Source organism: Streptomyces humi (assembly GCF_001005085.2).
Lineage (GTDB): Bacteria > Actinomycetota > Actinomycetes > Streptomycetales > Streptomycetaceae > Streptomyces > Streptomyces humi.
The window spans coordinates 31,044-49,199 of the sequence record NZ_LBMU02000115.1; the positions used below are offsets into that span (position 1 = coordinate 31,044).

15 protein-coding genes are annotated in these 18,156 nt (G+C 68.2%); 5 read left to right on the forward strand and 10 right to left on the reverse strand.

Annotated elements, in window-relative coordinates; translation table 11 throughout:
* Positions 1–5 precede the first annotated feature (5 nt).
* The 3 genes from AAW13_RS44500 to AAW13_RS46225 all read left to right on the forward strand — a co-directional run bounded on the left by AAW13_RS44500 (position 6) and on the right by AAW13_RS46225 (position 2,879).
* Positions 6–1,292 carry an SAM-dependent methyltransferase gene (locus AAW13_RS44500; RefSeq protein WP_052768675.1) on the forward strand — a complete coding sequence of 429 codons (1,287 nt, stop codon included), beginning with the start codon at positions 6–8 and terminating at the stop codon, positions 1,290–1,292.
* A gap of 566 nt (positions 1,293–1,858) precedes the next feature.
* On the forward strand, positions 1,859–2,434 hold the full coding sequence (locus AAW13_RS40335) for a hypothetical protein (protein WP_143145083.1): 576 nt from the start codon (positions 1,859–1,861) through the stop codon (positions 2,432–2,434).
* Positions 2,435–2,651: 217 nt separating this feature from the next.
* Positions 2,652–2,879 (forward strand): hypothetical protein, encoded by a 228-nt coding sequence (locus AAW13_RS46225; protein WP_046732137.1) that lies wholly within the window; start codon positions 2,652–2,654, stop codon positions 2,877–2,879.
* 245 nt (positions 2,880–3,124) lie between these two features.
* Here AAW13_RS46225 and AAW13_RS40345 read toward each other — a convergent pair whose 3' ends face one another.
* From AAW13_RS40345 to AAW13_RS47260, 6 genes are all read right to left on the reverse strand, one after another.
* On the reverse strand, positions 3,125–4,288 hold the full coding sequence (locus tag AAW13_RS40345; RefSeq protein WP_046732138.1) for a DnaB-like helicase N-terminal domain-containing protein: 1,164 nt from the start codon (positions 4,286–4,288) through the stop codon (positions 3,125–3,127).
* Positions 4,285–4,518, reverse strand: a complete 234-nt coding sequence (locus AAW13_RS40350; protein ID WP_046732139.1) for a hypothetical protein — start codon at positions 4,516–4,518, stop codon at positions 4,285–4,287. The genes AAW13_RS40345 and AAW13_RS40350 overlap by 4 nt, the downstream gene beginning before the upstream one ends.
* A gap of 37 nt (positions 4,519–4,555) precedes the next feature.
* Complete coding sequence (locus tag AAW13_RS40355; protein ID WP_046732140.1) at positions 4,556–5,479, reverse strand: adenine nucleotide alpha hydrolase family protein; 924 nt, start codon at positions 5,477–5,479, stop codon at positions 4,556–4,558.
* A complete protein-coding gene (locus AAW13_RS40360; protein ID WP_046732141.1) occupies positions 5,476–7,263 on the reverse strand; it encodes a type IV secretory system conjugative DNA transfer family protein in 1,788 nt (595 codons plus the stop codon). Before AAW13_RS40360 ends, AAW13_RS40355 begins: the two co-directional genes overlap by 4 nt.
* Before the next feature lie 116 nt (positions 7,264–7,379).
* Positions 7,380–8,057 (reverse strand): hypothetical protein, encoded by a 678-nt coding sequence (locus AAW13_RS40365; RefSeq protein WP_046732142.1) that lies wholly within the window; start codon positions 8,055–8,057, stop codon positions 7,380–7,382.
* 390 nt (positions 8,058–8,447) lie between these two features.
* The gene (locus AAW13_RS47260) at positions 8,448–9,371 is read right to left on the reverse strand and encodes a hypothetical protein (protein WP_240528891.1); all 924 of its coding nucleotides are present in this window, start codon (positions 9,369–9,371) and stop codon (positions 8,448–8,450) included.
* Positions 9,372–10,007: 636 nt separating this feature from the next.
* Between AAW13_RS47260 and AAW13_RS40380 the strand changes: the two genes are divergently transcribed.
* Both AAW13_RS40380 and AAW13_RS40385 read left to right on the forward strand, forming a co-directional pair.
* A protein-coding gene (locus tag AAW13_RS40380; protein ID WP_107483524.1) for an IS5 family transposase occupies positions 10,008–10,768 on the forward strand; the annotation gives its coding sequence in 2 pieces (ribosomal slippage) (positions 10,008–10,299 and positions 10,299–10,768; 762 coding nt in all).
* 44 nt (positions 10,769–10,812) lie between these two features.
* Positions 10,813–11,244 carry a hypothetical protein gene (locus AAW13_RS40385; protein WP_143145084.1) on the forward strand — a complete coding sequence of 144 codons (432 nt, stop codon included), beginning with the start codon at positions 10,813–10,815 and terminating at the stop codon, positions 11,242–11,244.
* 81 nt (positions 11,245–11,325) lie between these two features.
* Here the strand turns inward: AAW13_RS40385 and AAW13_RS40390 are convergent, their stop codons facing one another.
* The 4 genes from AAW13_RS40390 to AAW13_RS45330 all read right to left on the reverse strand — a co-directional run bounded on the left by AAW13_RS40390 (position 11,326) and on the right by AAW13_RS45330 (position 17,859).
* Positions 11,326–12,693: a hypothetical protein gene (locus AAW13_RS40390; protein WP_046732144.1), complete on the reverse strand. Its 1,368-nt coding sequence runs from the start codon at positions 12,691–12,693 to the stop codon at positions 11,326–11,328.
* Positions 12,690–16,109: a serine/threonine-protein kinase gene (locus AAW13_RS40395; protein WP_052768678.1), complete on the reverse strand. Its 3,420-nt coding sequence runs from the start codon at positions 16,107–16,109 to the stop codon at positions 12,690–12,692. Before AAW13_RS40395 ends, AAW13_RS40390 begins: the two co-directional genes overlap by 4 nt.
* 186 nt (positions 16,110–16,295) lie before the next feature.
* The gene (locus AAW13_RS40400; protein WP_046732145.1) at positions 16,296–17,066 is read right to left on the reverse strand and encodes a hypothetical protein; all 771 of its coding nucleotides are present in this window, start codon (positions 17,064–17,066) and stop codon (positions 16,296–16,298) included.
* 97 nt (positions 17,067–17,163) lie between these two features.
* A complete protein-coding gene (locus AAW13_RS45330) occupies positions 17,164–17,859 on the reverse strand; it encodes a hypothetical protein (protein ID WP_143145085.1) in 696 nt (231 codons plus the stop codon).
* Positions 17,860–18,156: the final 297 nt, after the last annotated feature.

An 18,156-nucleotide genomic window follows, 5' to 3' on the forward strand; every position in this document is an offset into this window, starting at 1 on the left:
CTCCCATGACGAGCACCACTCCCGCCGCGTCCACGAAGGGCACGGACGTGCCCACGTTGTTGACCAACGCGCGGCGGGAGCTGGACGCCATCGCATTCCGCGTCCCGAACGCTCCCATGGCTGTCGCCGCAGCGCTCACCTCCCTGGGGGCACTCGCCCTGCGCCTGGTGACGGCCGCCGAGCCGCTTGCCAGCAGCATCGGGGGAGAGAAGCAGGCGGAACTCCGGGCGCTGATCGGCAGGGTCAAAGACCGTGCCAGTTCGAAGCCGCGGCCGGATCTCGCGTACGAACACCTGCTGGTGCTCCTCAGACAGACCCAGGAGTTGCTGCGCTGGCTGGAGCAGGCGCACGACATCGAACCGCGCCGCATCCAAGCTGCCGCCAGCCGTCGGCATGCGGCGCACCACGCCGTCCGGCCTGTAGGGGAGAGCCGAATCGCGCCCGCCCTCCAGGCCGTCGGACCGCCTGCCCCACTGCCTTCTCTGGGTTCGGCGGTCACTCTGCGGCAGCTGACCGCGAAGCCCAGCTCGGCAAGGGTCCAGGACTGCCTCCGACGCGGCAAAGACCACTACCCCGTCGACGGCGAAATGACCGAACAACTCCTCACCGTCGCTCCGTTCCTCCGGGATGCCGTCGCCATCAACGACACGTTCGCCATCCAAGCGGTCGCTCTGCTCGCTGGCCAGCTGGGCATCACCCAGTTCATCGACCTCGGATGTGGGCTCCCCACTTCCCCGACGCTGTACGAGACCGCCGCCGCGGTCCTGCCCCGTGGAAGCGAGATCGCCGTGGCTTACGTCGACCACGATCCGATCGTCATGGCCCATGCCGCCACACTGCTCACGGCGCCACGCCCCCACCGAACGGCGCATGTGCACGCGGACCTCGCCCAGCCCGACAGCATCCTCACCGACCCGGACCTGCGAGGCGCTTTGGACCTGTCCCGGCCGGTGGCCGTACTCGCCCACGCCGTCCTGCACGAAGTACCCGACCGCCTCGCCTACCCGGCCATCTCCGCTCTCACGGGTCGGCTGGTCCCAGGCAGTGCCCTCTCCATCACCCACCCCACCGCCGCACTGCACCCAGGTTCGATGAACCGGGTCGGAGGTCTGTACACCGAGTCGATCGGTCCCATCGCCCTGCGCAGCCCTCATGAACTCGGCCGGTTCTTCGACGGATGGCGTCTACTCGCCCCCGGGCTGGTGGAAACCGCCCACTGGCATGGCGTTACAGGTACCGCGTATCCCTCTGGTTCGTCGGCAGCGTTCGCGGCCATCGCCGTAAAGCCGTGACGGCGCCAACTTCCAAGCTGGCCTTCCGAGCGATGCGCCAGACCCACATGCCGCCCGTCCCGTCCGTGCCCCCCGTCGCGGATGGGGCGGGCTCCGGGTTTGGTACGCAAACCGACTTTCACTCCAGCCCCATGGATCACTTACGTATCCGTTCGCGGCGATTCGGCCATCCTCCGTGCCTCGGGAAGCGTGCTGGATGGCGGTCGGCGAGGCGAGACCCCCGAATTCACACGGCTGGGGATCCGACTCAAACACGCGTGTTCGAGTCGGGCCGTCGGGTCGTTGTCCCGGTCATCATCAGTCATCCCCAACACGGTTCAGATGTCGCGTTGTTGGCGGCATCCGGGACGGTCGTGCCCCGGCATACCGCCGTCACTCCACCGTGTCGTCGCTCGGCCAACCACCGGAGGAATCATGAATCCCGTCCCTGTGCCTCTCCTCGTTCATCCGCTCACCGCTCACCCCGAGGCCGCCCGGGCAGTCCTCCGGAGCCACAGGGTGACTGCGCCTGGCAGCACTCCGGCGTACGCCCTGGATACGCGACACCTGACACCGAGGTGGGGGGCATGACCGGAGAGCAATCACCCTCGGCACCCGTCATGGCCTGGGCGGAACGGACCCTCGGCCCACTCGCCTTGTTGCGCAACGCCACGGCCGGTCCGTCGCTCGCAGGTGCATGGGACGTCGTACGCACGAGTGACGGCGCTCTTTTCCACATCAAGATCGCCCAGAACCCTGGTGCCTTCACCCAAGAGACCTTCGCCCACCGACACGCTGTGCCCGCCCTCGGCCCTGGTGCGGCCCCACGCCTGCTGGCCACCTCCGCCGCGCACCTGGCCCTGATCGTGACGGCCCTGCCCGGCACACCCCTTGCCGAGCTGCGGCTGAAGGAGGCCATGCTCAGGACGGTCCACTGGCGGGCCGGCCTGCTCCTCGCCCAGCTGCACCAGGCCGGAAGGCACACCGGTACCGCGCACCACGACGCGCCGACGGTCCTGTCCCGCTTGGCCGACGACGCGGCTCGTCACCTCGATACGGTCAGCGACCGCCTGTCGTCGGACGAAGAGAAGCTGGCGGTGGTCCTGCCGCCGTGGGCGGAGGCGGCCCCGGAAGCGGAGGGCCGGCGACGGAGACGTCTTTGACAGGGGAAACCGGCCGTGAGGACACACACCCGAGGACGCTCGGCGGCACCGTGGCCTGGCACGCCGAGATCAACCCCGCCGTTCCTGCCGATGTTGCTCCGCCGGGCGGCGGCGCCCCAGGAGCGGGCGTGGTGGTCGCGGACCGGCTGCGGGCAGCCTGGAGCCGCGCGGACGGGGGAGAGGCCGTCGCCGATGCGGCGTGCAGGGAGTTGGCACCGTGGTCCAGAGCCGCGCTGGCGGTGGCGAGTCCTTCCTCCATCGCCCGTACGGCTGCCTCCCGGGCATCCTTGGCGTCGGGCTGGTCGCGCAGCCTCTCGGTCTGCTGCAGGAAAGCGAGCTGGTGGGCCACCGCTCCCAGAGCGGAAGCCGCTTCGCCAGCGGGCTTGACGGCGGCGGCGAAGTCGGTGATCACGCGAGTGGCATGGGCCCCCTGGTCGTCATCTGAGGCGCGGAAGAGGACCTCCTCGCCCAGATCGGTGACCAGCTTTCCGAGCTCGGAGATCTGGCGTGCGACGGCGACGACATCGGGTGAGCGGTGGGGATCTCCTGGCACCGGCAGTTTGCCGCGCTGGGCGTCGAAGGCGGAGGCCGTGGCGCACAGAGCCAAGGCATCGGTGAGCAAGGTGTTGTCCACGGGGCGTTCCAGAGTTGGGGACAGTCGGTGGGCTGGGTTCGTGGGGCGAGGACGGTTCAGCCGTGGGCGCGCGATGGCGGCCGTGCGGCCGATGGCGTAGAGGCAGGTCCAGGGCACTTCGAGGGCCGTGCGGCCGGTGGTGTGCTGCGGGCGAGGGCGGCGTGGACCCGTGCCGTCGGCGGCCCCTCGGCCGGCGGCACGGCGGGTGGCGGAGCGGGGTTGCCGTTCGCGGTCTGCCAGCGGGCGCGCACTTCGTCGAGCGGCCCGAGCGCGTGCAGGGCGTGGCTGATGAGCCTCCCGGGGGCCAGGGTCTCGTTCTCAGCCAGGGCGCGGATGGCGCGGGCGGAGGCGGCGGCGGTCCGGGCGACGAAGGAACGCATGACCTGCTCGCCGAGCCACTCGGCGCTGCCGGCGCCGACGCCGTCGCAGATGGCGGTGAGCTGTTCGCTGGTCAGCGTGCCGTCGGCGAGCAGACCGCGCCGCTGGGCTTCCCACAGCACCGTGATCCGGTCGATGGGCTCGCCGCGGTGGTGAAGTGCGCCCAGGCAGCGGTAGAGCTGGCCGTGTGCGGGGTCGGCGAAGTCGCCCGGCCGCAGCCAGCCGACGACCTCGTCCGTCGCCTTCGGCTGCTCGACCAGGACCGCCAGTAGGAACTGCTCGTCCTCGGCGACCTGATCCGCTCGTCCCGGCGGGGACGCTACTGGAGCTGTGGAGGGCGGTGTGGCCGGGGCGACCGGGCGCGGTTCGGACCCCCAGCGGCGCGCGAGGTCCCCGAGCACCCCGGTCAGGACGTCCGCGTGGTGCAGCGCTCCTTCCGCCCCACCTTGGAAGGCGTCGGCGCGGGCTGCCTGGTGGAGCCGGATCGCGTGCTCGGTCACGGTGCGGTGGATCGCTCCCTCCAGCACCATCCGGCCGTACACAGGGGCGTGTTCGGGGCGCGGGCACGCCGAAATCAGGATGTGGGGGTATGAGGCGCTCAGCCCCCGGACGTGGTGGCTGGCCTCTTCGACCGCGTCGGTCACCCAGGACAGCGGCACCGGTTCCTCGGTCGCCAAGGCGGGGTGACCCTCGGTCCGGAGCTTACGCAGGGCAGCGAACAGCGCCTTGTGGAGAGGCCGGTAGAAGTGATCCGGCGCCAGCCACTCCAGGTGCGCGAGCTGACCGGGGTCGAGCAGCACCGAGCCGAGCACTGCCTGCTGGGCACTCAGCAGCGGGTTCATCGCTGCCACCGGGGAGCTGGCGGAACGTCCTGACACGAGCGTAGATCGACGACGGCGCGGTCGGCGGCGGCCATCGCGGCGGCGAAGCGGTCCAGCTCGCCGGTGAACGTCGGATCGGTGGCGAGGATCGAGCCGGAACCGGTGACCAGCCACCACTGGTCACCGCGCTGGATGGCCGGTGACCGGGCGAGGCGCTCGGAGCGCGCCAGAGGGGAGGACGAAGTGCGCATGGACACGAGGGAACTCCTGAACAGGTAGAGGGGAGGGTCAGGCTGTGAGGTCGACATCGGCCTGGACGGGGGCGCCGGAGCGGCAGGACCAGGGCGAGCAGCCGTCCGGATCGCCGTTCTCCAGTTCGGCGTCCGCGAGCGCGTCGAAGATGTCGCCCTGACGTCCCGACCACTCGTGGGCGGTGACCCGGTCGGTCGGTGCCTGGTCCAGAGGCCGGCGACTGCAGTGCAGATACGCCTGGCCGAGCAGAGGCGTGCCCTCCGCAGTCGCCCGGGCGTTGCCCGAACGGATCGCGGCATCGAACTCCACGACGTCGTGCCACTCCTGGGGCGAGCTGTCGCGCAGTGATCGCCACTGGGCGTTGCCGTGGTACGGGCACCCCAGGCACGCACTCTTCGGGGTCTGGCCGAACCCCCGCGAGCGCAGCAGCCGCAGGCAGTCCGAGCGGGAGAAACCGTGCTCGATCAGCGGGAACCGGTTCTTCATGTAGGAGACGTCCGCGTCCTTCGCCCGGGTGAACTCGTCCACCGAGATACCGATCCACTGCTCGACGTGGACCCCGGCGGGGATACGTTGAGGGTGGGGGCAGCCGAGCAGCTCGCGGACCTTCTCCTTGATCGGCCGGGTTTTGTACTGGCCGGTGCACTGGCGCCGTGACATCCCTTCGCTGCCGGTGGAGTTGAGGATGTGCAACGGCATCGACGCGAAGTGCTTGGAGGGGTCAAGCGCGTCGGAACGGATGTTGCCGGAGGACACCCGCAGGACCGGGATGCCGGCGGGCGCGGCGATCTCCCGCTCGATCCGGTCGAGATGGTCGTAGACCGCGCGGGGCTCCCACCCCGTGTCCGCGAAGATCGCCACGTCAAGGCCGGGCAGATGGCCCTCGGCGGCCATGAGCAGCAGACACGTCGACTGGACCCCGGCACCGAGCGAGAGCACCTTGAGCGTCGGGGCGTTCATGCCGACAGCCCGAAGTCGTCGCGGCCCGGGGACTTGGCGATGGCCCGCGCCGTGATGGCCTTCGTCGCGCGGGCCGCGGCCGGACCGACCACCTTGGCGGACGGCTCCTTGTACCAGGGCCGCAGGTCGAGCATCGCCACCCGGATGCCGGTGGCGAGCAACAGCGCCTTCCCCTTCGGGAGCGCGCGAATCGCGTCGGGGGGCAGGATCCGCTCGGTGCGCATGCTCACCGAGGTGGACTTGCCGCCGTCGCTGGTCGACACCGACGTGGTCTGCACGTCATGGTCACCGACCTGCCTGCTCAGACGGTCGGCGAAGTCGGCGTCGTCGATGCCACTTCCGATGATCTTGATCGTGGCGGCGGACCAGAGCGCGTCCATGCCTGCCTCCCCCCAGCACCGCTGGCCCTGCCGGTAGGACTGCAGGATCGTCATCGGGATCACGCCCCGTGAGCCCAAGTGGCTGTACAGGTCCGGGAGATCGGAGATCTTGCAGACGTTGGCGGCCTCGTCGAGGACGCACAGGGCAGGCGGGTCGAGCCGCCCGCCGGAGCGCTCGGCGACGACCACGGCCGCGCGCATCACCGCGTCGGCTGCCGCCGCGATGATCGCCGATGCCGAGCCGCCGCCGTCCTTACTCAGCAGGTACAAGGTGTCGCGGGAGGTGGCGAACGCGGAGGGCTTGAACTCGGGAATGCGCGTGTCGGGCGTGACCCAGGCGGCGACGTCCGGGTCGAGCAGGCAGCTCGCGTACTGTCGCGCGGTCTCGTATATGCCGTCACGGGTTTCCGTGGCCCCGCTGACGGTGCCCTGGAGCTGGGCGGCGACCGCCTCGTGGCTGGCGTCGGTGAGCAGGTCCACCGGCGTGCGGTCAGCGGGCGAGGCGAGCCAGGCCAGGACGTCGGTGATCGGGCGCCGGTGGCTGGCGGCGGCCAGGAACAGCGCGCCCAACGTGTTGCTCGCAGCGGTGGACCAGAAGTCGGTGCCGCTGGATTCGTCGACGCTGGCGGCGACGAAGTGCCCGGCCAAACGTTTCGCCCCGGCCAGGTCGCGGGCGTCGGCCAGGATGTCCCACCACATCTCGCGCGGGTGGTGGGCGATCTGCTGCGGGTCGAGCGTCCAGATCGTGCCGACGTCGGCGCGGGCGTCCACTGTCGCGGTGAAGGCGTCGTTCGCCGCTTTGTTCGAGGTCAGTAGTACCGGGCCTGGAGCGGCGAGGATCGCGGGGATCGCCAGCCCGGACGTCTTGCCGGAACGCGGGGCCATGATCGCGACGATCACGTCCTCCCAGGAGGCGCGGACCTCGGCTCGACCCGGGGAGTGCGTGCCGACGAGGATCCCGCGGTCGGCGGGAGCGACCTCCTTCGGTTTGAGACCGGACAGGCTCGGCCGCAGGCTCTTCGCCTTGGCGGTGAGCTCCTTGTCCATCAGAGGGGCGAGATCCTGCTTGCGGGCGAGGCCGTTCTTCGCACCGTCCCGCAGCCGCAGCCACACGACCAGGCCGGTGATGGTGAGGCAGACGGAGAGCAGCCCGGGGGCGAGCCGCGCGCCGACCAGCAGGGCGGTGGGGCTCAGGTGCGGCCACAGCGCGTCGGGGTGCAGCAGCGCGTTGGTGGCCTCGAATGGCGCCCAGGGGCTGGCGCCGACGAGAGCGTTGGTGAGGCTGCCGGTCAGCCAGGCAAGGGAGCCGAAGGCGATGGCGGCGCCGAGGACGCCGAACAGGAGATAGAGAAGCGCGTCGGTGCCGGTGGTGGTCGAGGGCGCGCTTGTACGCGGGGCGGGCATGGCGGGTCCAAGGAGGGAGAGCGGACAGGGCGAGGCGGGGCGCGCGGCGCTCTTCTGCTGGTCATCGGGGCAGCTCCAGTCGGGGCAGGGGACGGCGGTCGGGGATCAGGCCGCAGTCATCGGGAGCGTGGCGGCCGGGGCGGTGGGGTGCTGGTGGGGGACTCGGACGTCGTGCCGGCGACAGGCGCGGTCCGCTGGATGGCGGCGTGCGGGGAGGAGGCGCGGGCGGCTCGCTGCCGACCCGCTTCCGGGTTCTGGGCGGCGGACGGTTGGGTATCCGCGACCGCGTCGTTGCCGAGGACGTCGGTGAGCAGTTCCCTGGTCCGCAGGGCAGGCACCTCGTCGCGGTACCTGGGGTCGCTGAGTTCCGCAGGGCACGCGGCGATCATGTCCTCGGAGGCCTCCAGCTCCTCTTGGACGTCCCGCAGCATGCGAGTGGCGGCGGCCAGCCGTGTCCACGTCTCGAAGGTCGGGTTGTGGTGCGGGTTCTCGAAGGTCAGACGGGCTCGGGTCCAGTCGGCCGTTGCGGCCACAAGCTCGGTCAGCTGCGGGAGGGCCCCGACTACGGCTCCGATGACCTCCTCGATGATTCCGGCGACCTCATGGGGAGTTGCTGTCTCCGTGAGCCGGGCGATCATCCCGGGGACGGAGTCCAGGTCGGCCGACGGGTGGGGTAGGTGTCGGGCCTGCAGGGGCGCGTCGGGGCCGGACGCCTTGCCGCCGTAGGCAAGCCGGATGTTGTGCAGCATCGCGGCGCCGACGGCATCGCCGATGCTCGGGTAGAACTCGGGCACTGTTCCTCCTTGGGCGCGGTGTTGGGTCGGTGCCGGGTGGGTGGGACAGACCCCTCGGACCTTGGTCGTTCTGACAGCGGATGCGCTGACCGGCGCGTCTATGGCTGTCCGCATGAGGCCGGCGCGCTCAGACCGCCGGAAGGAGTACGGGAGGAGAGCATTGGGATCACCGGGCCCGTCGGCAGGAAACCTGCGGCGGACCTACGGCTGTACTGACCCCCTGAGACGAAGTTCCGAGCGCCGAAGACGCCTTCACCTTGTCCGTCACGGGCGACGTGGCGAGGGCCGCGCTTCGGGCGTCGGGCGGAGCGGGGGACTGCGTCTGCGCCCCTGCATGGTCCTGTTGCGAGTCGTTGACACGGTGCAATTCGCGTTCCGCTCCGACGAGTTCTAATGCGCGGCGCTGACGAATTCCGCGGCGAAGCCGAACCGGTCGGCGAGCGAGTACACCTCGTCATCGAGGTCGGTGATCTGTTCGCCTCCCGTCTCCAGAGCCTCCCGGAGGCGCTCCGGGACACCGTGCTCGGGGTGAAGGAGGTGATCGACCGCCTGGGCAAGGCCGGCACCGTTCTCGGCGGCCCTGATCTGGTCGGTCAGCCGCAGGACTTCGGCCCCGGCGGTGTAGAGCCCGAGAGGGTTGGCAGGGGTGGTCAACCGGCTCGTGTCGAGGTCGGGGTCCAGGTCGACGCTGTACCGGGCGGCGCGCAGCATCTCGGCTGCGTGGGAGGCGATGGCGACGCGCTGAGCCTGCGGGGTGGTGGTCGCGAGGCGATGGCGGCGGCCGTACCAGTCCTCGATCTGCTGGAATCCGGCGTGCTTGAGGAGTGTGGCGGACAGGTCGTCGCTGGCGCCCTTCGCCGAGATGCTTCCGCTGGGCTCTGTGCTGATGGTGATGTAGGGGGCAGGCACGTGGGTCTCCTGTACGCGGGGTGTTGGGCGTGGTGCTGGGGGCAGGTGGCCGAGTTCGGTGGCGATGCGGTGGCACTCGGTCTGGAGGTGGAAGGCGTCGCGGTAGGCGTGGTGGACGCCGCTGTCCTCGCGGGCGAGAGTGGCCACGACGTGTATCAGGCGGGCTTGGTTGCGCACGGCGATCCACCGGCAGGCGTCCGGATCGCCCTCCGGGGCGATGCCGGTGGCCGCCACCAACCGGCGGGCCACCTCGGCCCACTGCCAGTCGGTCAGGTCGGGGTGCCGGGGATCGGAGTGGACCGAGCAGACCCACACCGGCCGCTCGGTCGCTCGGGCCGCGAGGCGCTCGACGGGCGCGTCGAGGGCGTGGGCCAGGTATGTCGGCGCATTGGGCTGGGCGAGCATCTCGATCGGGGCGCCGTGGCCGTCCCCCCGCGATCAGGTGGGGTTTGCTGTGGTTGCCGCACTCGCCCGGCCCGTACAGATACTCAAGCAGGCTGGCGGTGTGGCTGACGCGCTGCAGGTGGGCGATCACGACGTCTACCTCGAAGGGGGTGGCGAACGGGAGCCCGGGAGGCCGGGCCTTCAGGGAGAGAGGATCCGCAGAATCCGCGACTTGGCCCGGCCGGAGATGGCTGGTAGACGCCCTGAGTCAATTCGGCTTGTCGAGACCGTGATCGTAGGCGAAGTCCGCGCTGGCGGCGAAGCGGGAGAAGTAGGCGTCGTTGTGCAGCAAGGGCCCAGCGGCCGTCCTGGCGGACCAGCGGCGCCGACTTCGAGTCCGTCGGCTGTGGTGCGCAAGGGCGCCGGCCGGCTCGATGTCGGTGACGTCGAGGACCTCGCGCGTCAGCTCGAACCAGTCTTCGTCGTCGTGCTCTGGCCGGTGGCGAGATCGTTATGTCCCGTCAGGCTGAAAAGTCATTAAAGCTCGTAACACGATCTTGTGGTCTGATGCAGGTCAGCCGTAACCGGTACGACGATTGAGCCGTTCGGGAAGGCGTGAGCGTCAAGCCGTGGGTCGTGGACGACGAGTTGTGGACGATGATCGAGCCGGTCCTGCCGCCCTGGCCCGAACACTCGCCCGGACCCAAACCAGTCCCCGACCGGCTGTGCCTGCAGGGCATCCTGTTCGTGCTCTACACCGGGATCCCGTGGCAGCAGCTGCCATTGGAGCTGGGCTTCGGCTCCGGCCAGACCTGCTGGCGGCGCCTGGAGCGATGGCAGGCAGCCGGGGTCTTCGACAAGCTGCACCGGATACTGCTGTCGGAGCTGAACGCGGCCGGCGAGCTGGACTGGAGCCGCGCGTGCGTGGACGCCTCCCACGTGCGCGCGAAAAAGGGGGTGCCGCGACGGGCCCGTCGCCGGTCGACCGCCGCAAGACCGGCAGCAAACACCACCTAATCACCGACGGCGGCGGCATCCCACTCAAGGTCATCACCACCGCGGCCAACGTCAACGACGTCACCCAGACCCTGGCCCTGGTCGACGGAGTCCCGCCGGTCGCCGGCCGCGTCGGCCACCCCCGCAAGCGCCCCGACGCTCTCCTGGGCGACAAGGGCTACGACAGCAACCCCAACCGGAAGGAACTGCTACGGCGCGGGATCCTGCCGATCATCTCCCGCAAATGGCAGCGCGACATCCAGAGCCTGGGCAAGCTGCGGTACGTCGTGGAGCAGACGTTTGCCCTGCTGCACCAGTTCAAGCGCCTCGCCGTCCGATGGGAACGTCGCCTGGACCTCCACGACGCCTTCGCCTCGCTCGCCTGCGCCCTCATCTGCTGGAGGGGAATCCGGAAGAGGTAGCTTGATCGTCCTGCGGCGGAGGCAATGGCGGAAAGGCGGGACGGGTGTCCGAACAAGTGGTGAGGCCAAGCGAGGTCCTGGCCCAAGACGAGGTCCGACTGCTGCAACGGGCTCTCGGTGAATGGGGTGGGCCAGCTCGGTGCAGCGATGAACTCGCCTTCGGTATGGGGTTTGTGGACGCTCGCGATCTGCTCGATCAGTGCCGCATCCTGAGCCGCGCTCTGGGTGACGATGATCCAATCAAGCCGGTCGATTGGGCGCGGACCCTTCTGGCGGCAGAGATCGTCTTCGTCAGCGACCTCGTCGGCTCGGGCGTCGAGTGGCAAACGACCACGGGGCTCACCGACGAGGCCACCCTCCCGATCCTCCGGGCAATCCAGCGAAAGCTGGGCCAGGACCGTGAGCGCCTACTACGGAAAGCGCCCGGGCGCGTAGCCAAGATCGTGTTACGAGTTCTTAGGGTGGCCGGCGTGTGATTAAGCTGGCCAGTGTGATCCGGGGATCGAGTGAGGCGACCCGTCGCCATCGCCGACTATGGCGTGCGGTGCTCGGTCGAGCTACGGCTTGGCGTCAGTCTCTAGCACTTCGACGTACTGCCTGTATGCCTTATCGACTTCGCTCGGGATCTGCACGAGCGTGCCTTCCTCCATACGGAAGGTCCGGTTCGGGTCGCCTTTGAAGGAGAGCCAGTTAAAGCTGGTGTTAATCCAGATCCCGTCGTAGATCAGGATCTTGGCGTGGGTGTTGTTCAGCCGCACGAAGTGGAACCTGTTTTCGTAGCGCTGGGCAAGGTTGCGCAGCTTTTGAAGTACCCACTCGTCGCTGCCTCGGTCGTCGGGACCGATGCCGTGGCCGATGTGAATCTCGACGCCGGCACGTAGCCGACGCTCAAGCCTTTCTATGAAGTGGGTGTTGACAACACCACCCTTGACCCACGGGGAAATGATGAGGATCCGCTTGCGGGCTGAGTCGAGCGCGGCGGTCAGGTGATCGGGGTGCTCCAACATACTGACGCTCCGGACGGGGATCTCCGCCACCGTCTGCGGTGCTTCGGTCGCAGGGGTGCGTCCGTCGGGCGTCTTCACACCGCCCTGAACGAGTGCCTCGATCTGTTCGGCCGGGACACGCACCTCTTCGAGCTCCGGGCTGAGCGTCGGCCGGGGCTCGGGCTGACCGACCTGAAACCCCAGCTTCTCGGAGGCGCCAATGGCCGCAAGCTCGAGCCCATGCGCCGACTGGAGCTCGCCATCGATGCACAGTTCCAGTTCAGCCTCACCCTGCTCGGGGTTGCCGTAGACGAGAAGTTGTGCCGGCAAGTAGAGGTGCTGAGTCTGGGACGCGATCTTACGGATGCGGAGGATCTCGATAAGCCGCTCGCGGTCCTCGCGGTGGCGGATCAGCTCATTGAACTGTTCGACCGTGAGGTCCGTCAATGCGACGCTGGATTGCTTCTTACGCGGGAGCAGGAGGTAACCACGTTCCTCCGCCACCTTCTTCTTGATCAAGCTGATCTGCGCGTAGTTCTTGATGCTCCAGATGATGCGGTCGAACGGGACGGGCAGCTGCTTCAACACCGGCTGGATGGCCACGACGTTGCGAGCAACCTCCAGCCCCTGCGCTGTCAGGGCGAGACGCCCGTCGCTCCGGCGGATGTTGCCTTCGCTGACCTGCTCAGCCGTGGCGTTGAGCACCTGCTCGTGTTCAAGCCCGAGCAGCGCCGCCAGTTTATCGATCGTCTGCACGCCCTCGTATACGAACTGGATGATGAACTCGTCGAGCAGCGGCAGTTGCTTGCGCTCCTGGGCAAGCACGTCCACGCGGAGGACTGTGACGGGCACGGCGGCCTCGACGAGCCCGAGCAGCTCCAGTCCAGGCCTCTGGTTCCCGAACCGCCGCCGGATCTGTTCTGACGCGGTGAGGCTCATCGGTCGGCCATCCTGATCTCGCAGTCATCGGGGTGCGTCTCGATGTAGGACAGCACGTTTCGAAGGGCGCCGAGCGTGCCCTTGATGAACCCGGCGTCGCCGACGATGGTCAGGCCATACCTAGCGCGGGAGAGCGCCACGTTGATACGGCGCCAGTAGTCCGCACCAAGGAAACCGAGCTGCCCGGCACTGTTACTACGGGTGATCGAGAGCATGGCGACGTCGGACTCGCGACCCTGAACCGCATCAACCGACATCACGGTGATGGCGAGATAGGGGAGCCGCTGGCGCATTGCGGCGAGCTGCACGTTCAGCTCCGTCACCTGACTGACGTAGGGCGCGATCACCAGCACGTCCAAGGGTGTGCCGGATTTCGCAGGCTGAATGAGGTTATGTTCGATGGCCTTGTTCAGCACCTTGAGCCGGTCGGTGAGCACGCGCACTTCAGCGCGGTTGGCGTAGCTGGTCGCAGTGCCCTGCGGCGCTGACTCGCGACGCTGTCCGCCGAGCGACGACGTGTCAATCCACAGGACGGGTTTGCCGTACGCCTGGACGTAGCCCGATAGACCGGTCTGCCGGTGCGAGACCAGCTCACCGCCGTAGAAGCAGGAACTGATCATATCGCCGATGGGGCGGATCATGCGGTACTGCTGGTTCAGCAGGATCTGGGAGTGCTCCGGCAGGTGGGTGGCGAGCCGCTGGAAGAGCGTCTCTTGGATGTCCGCCTTGGTGAGCTGATGCTCCTCGAGGAGCTCCTTACTGCGGAGCAGCTCTTCATCGGTAGGCGGCAACTGGTTGGTATCACCGACGAAGATCCAGCGGCTGGCCCGAGAAACTGGGACCAGCGCCTCAGTCAGTGTCGCCCGCGATGCCTCGTCAACAATGCACACGTCGATGTCGAGATGGCGCACAGCAGGATGACGAAGGAAGCCCGTACAAGTGCCAGCGATGACGCTGACCTGATCCAGGAACGTTGCCGCGAGGCGCTGGTCGGATGCGATTCGCTGGAGCCACTGACCTTGAAGCCGAAGGTGCGTCAGCAGTGCCCGCGACTCGGTGCCTTCACCCACGAGAGCGTCGACCGCGTGGAGTGCCTCCTCCGACGACATGCTGAGCGATAGCGTCAGATCGCCGGCGAGAGCTGCTTGGGCTTCCTCGAAGAGTTCATCACGGAGGTCAATCAGCGCGTCGACACGTTCCTGTGCAGAAGTGGTTGAATCGGACACCCCCAGCGCGGTCGTGAGCTCCGTCTGCTCGGGAAGTTCCTCTTCTTCCACGACCCGCGATTGCAATGCCCGGATCTCACGGACGGTCGTCGCTAGCTGCTGTAGCGCGAGCGCTGCCCGCAGGTGTGATCCCGATATACCGGCAGCCTCGGCCTGCGCGCTGAGGTACGACTCCGCCTTACGACGGACAGATTGCGCCCACTTCCTCATCTGGGCGTCCAGCAGAAGGTGGCGCACCGGCTCGCTTACCCGACTTTGATCTGCGCTGGCCAGACGGACCAGGCGGACGAAGCCGCCCTGATCGAGCTTCTCAAGGGCGTTATCGACCGCAACGTTCGTCTGGGAGGCGATGAGAACGCGGGCATCAGGCTTGGCGAGCAGGCACTGCTCCACCAGCTCAGCGATGAAGCTTGTCTTGCCAGTACCTGGCGGGCCTTGCACCAGGTACACATCCTTGGCGCCGAGCGCTGTGCTGACTGCTTCCTGTTTACGCTGATCGAGGTCGCGACTCCAGTCGGTCACCTCAACTGGAGTCGGTGCCGAGGCAGTCTCCGGTTGGAGCAACAACTCCCGCAGCTCCGGCCGTGCCGCCGTACCGCTCTTGACTGACATGACGGCTTCGCGCTGGCGTCCGATGGCCACTTCGTCCGGCCCGATGTGGGGGATGAGCACACCGCGATCTGGGATGCTCTCCCACCGATTGCCAAGAATGACGACGGTGTCTCCATCGTGTTCGACGACCTCGCCCCAACCGAAACGACGGTCGGTGTACTGGTCCTTTACGCGCCACTCGGTGTTGATGAGGTCTTGCTCGACCGGTTCCGCGAGTGTGAAGGTCGCCTCGCGCCTTCGGACCTTGAAAGCTTTGTATGGGAGAGGCTTTTTCTCACCGCGCGCCAGCTCTTCACGGGCAGTCAGAATCCGAAGCCAGGTATCGAAGAGGTCGTCGCCCGCTCGATCAACCGTGCCAGCAGCGATCTGCTCGGCCTTCTCAGCGTAGAATTCGTCAAGTCCATGGATCAAGTCGGCCATCGCCTGTTTGGCAGCCTCGAGGTTCGCAGGCCGATGGAACGTCCACGAGTAGCTCTTCGGCAGGAGGAGCCCTCGGCGCCGGTATCCCTCCAGCGCGTCCAGTTCCATCTGCCGCGCTGACACCATCACGGCACCGTCCGCGTCAGACTTGATGTTGAAGCGCCACGAGTCGCCGATGATGAAGATGCTGTCGCGCTGCGGTTCTCCCGAATCGCGGTCGAGCAGGAACGTTGCGTGGACGTCTCCGGTGAGGTTGGCCTGAACGATGGCCTGAGCCTCCAAGCGCTTCTCGGGCGCGCCGGTCAGCCCTGCTGTCGCCTTACCCGTGATGCGCAGCCAGATCGGTTTTGGTGATGCCGCCGCTGCGTTCGCGACGCGGTTCTTCTGAGCGGCGGTGAGCGCTGCGAGCAGGTCGCTCGCGTTCTTCGGGCGGTCGCCCGGAACACGTGCCACACAGGCGGTCAGGATTCGCCGGATTTCCGGCGGAACCCCGATGTCCAGGACGGCCTGCTCGACGTCATCCCATGTCTTGAGGCGCGAGGGGCTCATGCACTGAATCAGAAGGACACCGAGAGAGTAGACGTCACGTACGTAGCGGATGTCGGCATTGATCTCGGGTGGTGCATAAGGCCGTGAGTGCCAGTCGGCGACCGTGTTGGTGGTCTCCTCGAAGTCGCCCCGGATCTTGGAGATGCCGAAGTCCGCCAACATCGGAACCCCGCTGGATGTGATCAGGATGTTCGCTGGCTTCAGATCTCGATGCTCAACCTGCTTGAGGTGGGTGTACGCCATCGCATCGACGATGGGGAGCGCGATCTCTTTCGCGAGGCGATCCCACGATTGCCATGGGCCAGCGTCCGCAAGCAGGTCGTCGAGGTTGCGTTCAACCCAGTCCAGCACGATGTAGTAACTGCCGGTCTCGTCGATGCCTGAGTCGCGGTAGGGAACGATATTGGGGTGCGACAGGTCCTTGAGCGTGCGCCGCTCGCGCTCAAAAACTCGCTGGCTCAGTTCGTCGGCCTGGCTATTGATAAACTTCACGGCCACAAAGGAGCCGTCGCGCCTGTCGATCCCTTTACGAACAACGCCGAAGCTTCCGGTGCGGGAACCGACTTCAAGCAGGGTGAAGTGCTCTCCGACCTGGTCTCGTGCTGACACGTTCGCCCTCCCCGAAGACGACCACACCCATCCTTCGGGCTGCAGGTCAGATCATTTCATTCCACGGAGTACCGGCACAACTGGCCGGAACGCCGGCCTGTCCGCGAGCAGAGGCGCCACGGCCGCGGATGCCGCCGATACAGTCCCGACGCCCGGCTGTGCAGGCCCACATGCTGGGCTTCACCCTCACTGTCGGCGGTTGCGGGAGAACGCGATGCGTGGGTCTACTGGGCTGGCCGCCGGGCCGGAGGCGGCAGGCGCGACAACCGGCGCCTTACCCGGCAGGCCGGCGCTGGCCGGACTGGCGGCGAGCGCGGCGGCGCTGACGGGGAACTTGGGAGTGGTGAAGCCCTGGCCACGCTGGTGGAGCGCTGCCGTCGTGGGCGCGGGTGAGCGGCGCGCTGCTATGTCCTGGGCGAGGAGGGGCTGCACGGCCACATGGAGGTCGGACCGGTGCATCGCCAGCGTGGCAGTGGCGACCTTGTCGAGCGCCTCGCTGCGGTCGGTGGTGGTGGGCAGCGTGTAGATGTCCAGGCTCGGGTTGTGCCGCCAGCCGTGCTCTTCCAGGATGAGCGGGCCGCCGAGAGCGGAGGAACCGTCGACGGTGGCGGCGACCACGCCGAGCTGAGGATGCTCGGCGAACGCGATGTCCGGCTCGACGCGCGAGGGCCGGCCACGGGCGGGCGCTGGTCCGGAGGTCAGCGAGGTGTCGAACACGGCGTCCACGTCGACCCGGTAACCGGCCTTGCGTAGCAGTGCGACGGCCCGGGTGGCGCGGCCTTCCCCATCACGCTTCTGGTTGGCCAGCGCGTACAGGTTGGGGTGGTCGGGGACGGGGTGGAAGTCGAATCCCTTTGTGCTTGCAGCCAGTTGCTTGGCGTTGGCGGCGACGATGCCGAAGTCGGGGTGGCGGCTGACCGCGACGTCGGGAAGCGGGTCGTGCTCGGGGGCGGGCATGGCGGGTCCATCCGGTGGGCGCAGGGGGAGAGGGGAGGGCGATGGCGGGGACGGTTCTGCTGGTGCGGGACACGGCGGGCTCCAAGCTGGGCAGCGGTCAGCGACCGGGTGCGGACGAGGGCCGGGCAGGAGGCAGGGGGGGAGGTGCGGCTGAAGCAGACGGCAGCGCGGCCGGGGTCGTATGCCGTGAGGCCGGCGAGCCCGGGTGCCGGTCGGCCATTTCGCCGCGCATGGACCGAATGTCCAACGCGTAGGAGTCGAGCTTTTGGGCGATGTAACGCAGCCGGTTCGCGTAGTGGGGATCGGCGGGTTCGCCCAGGCCCTCCCACCAGTCGGCCGTTGTGTCGAGGGACTCCACGAGACGCTGGAGAACGCCGTCGCCGGGAGCGGTCAGCTCGCTCAGTGCGGCGACGACCTCGCCCGTGCGCGCCGCCGACTGGGTGGACTCGGTCAGGTGGCCGAGCCGGTCGCCGAGGCTGAGTCCCTGATCGCCAGGGGGCGGCAGGCTGGGGTCGAGCAGGCCGGGATCGCACGAGACGTCGAAGCCCTCGGCCTGCAGCATGTCGACGGCCCGGGTCACCATCTGTCGCTGCTCGACCAGGTCGGTCATGGCGGAGGGCAGCCGGTGGAAGCGCTCGCGGAACAGCACGACGGGGACGAAGCCCGCACGGTGGAGCACCGCGTCGGCAGCACTCTTCCGGGCAGGTCGCCGCGGTTCCGGTCGGGGCGGCAGGCCGAGCTGATCGAGGCGGGTGTCGATGGCGGCGAACAGGCGGGGGGATGCTGCCGCCATGTCGGGCGTGGGGACCGTCGGGCTCCGAGTCGTAGATCACTTCGTGGAGCGTGGAGTCGTCGGGATGCCCGCGCGTCACCAACCAGCTCTCCGGGTATCCGGGCGGGTGGTCGGTGGGCGGTTCCTGGGGCGGAGAGATGTTCAGGGCGCTGCCGTCGGGAAGTTCGGCGTGGACGAGGTAGTCGCTGAGGCCGTACTCGACGGTGCAGGAAAGTCCGCGTTTCCGAAGCGGCGTGGTCAGGTGGCTGTACGGGTGGTCATGCTCCGACGCGCCAGCGGCGGCTTCCTGGACGAAGG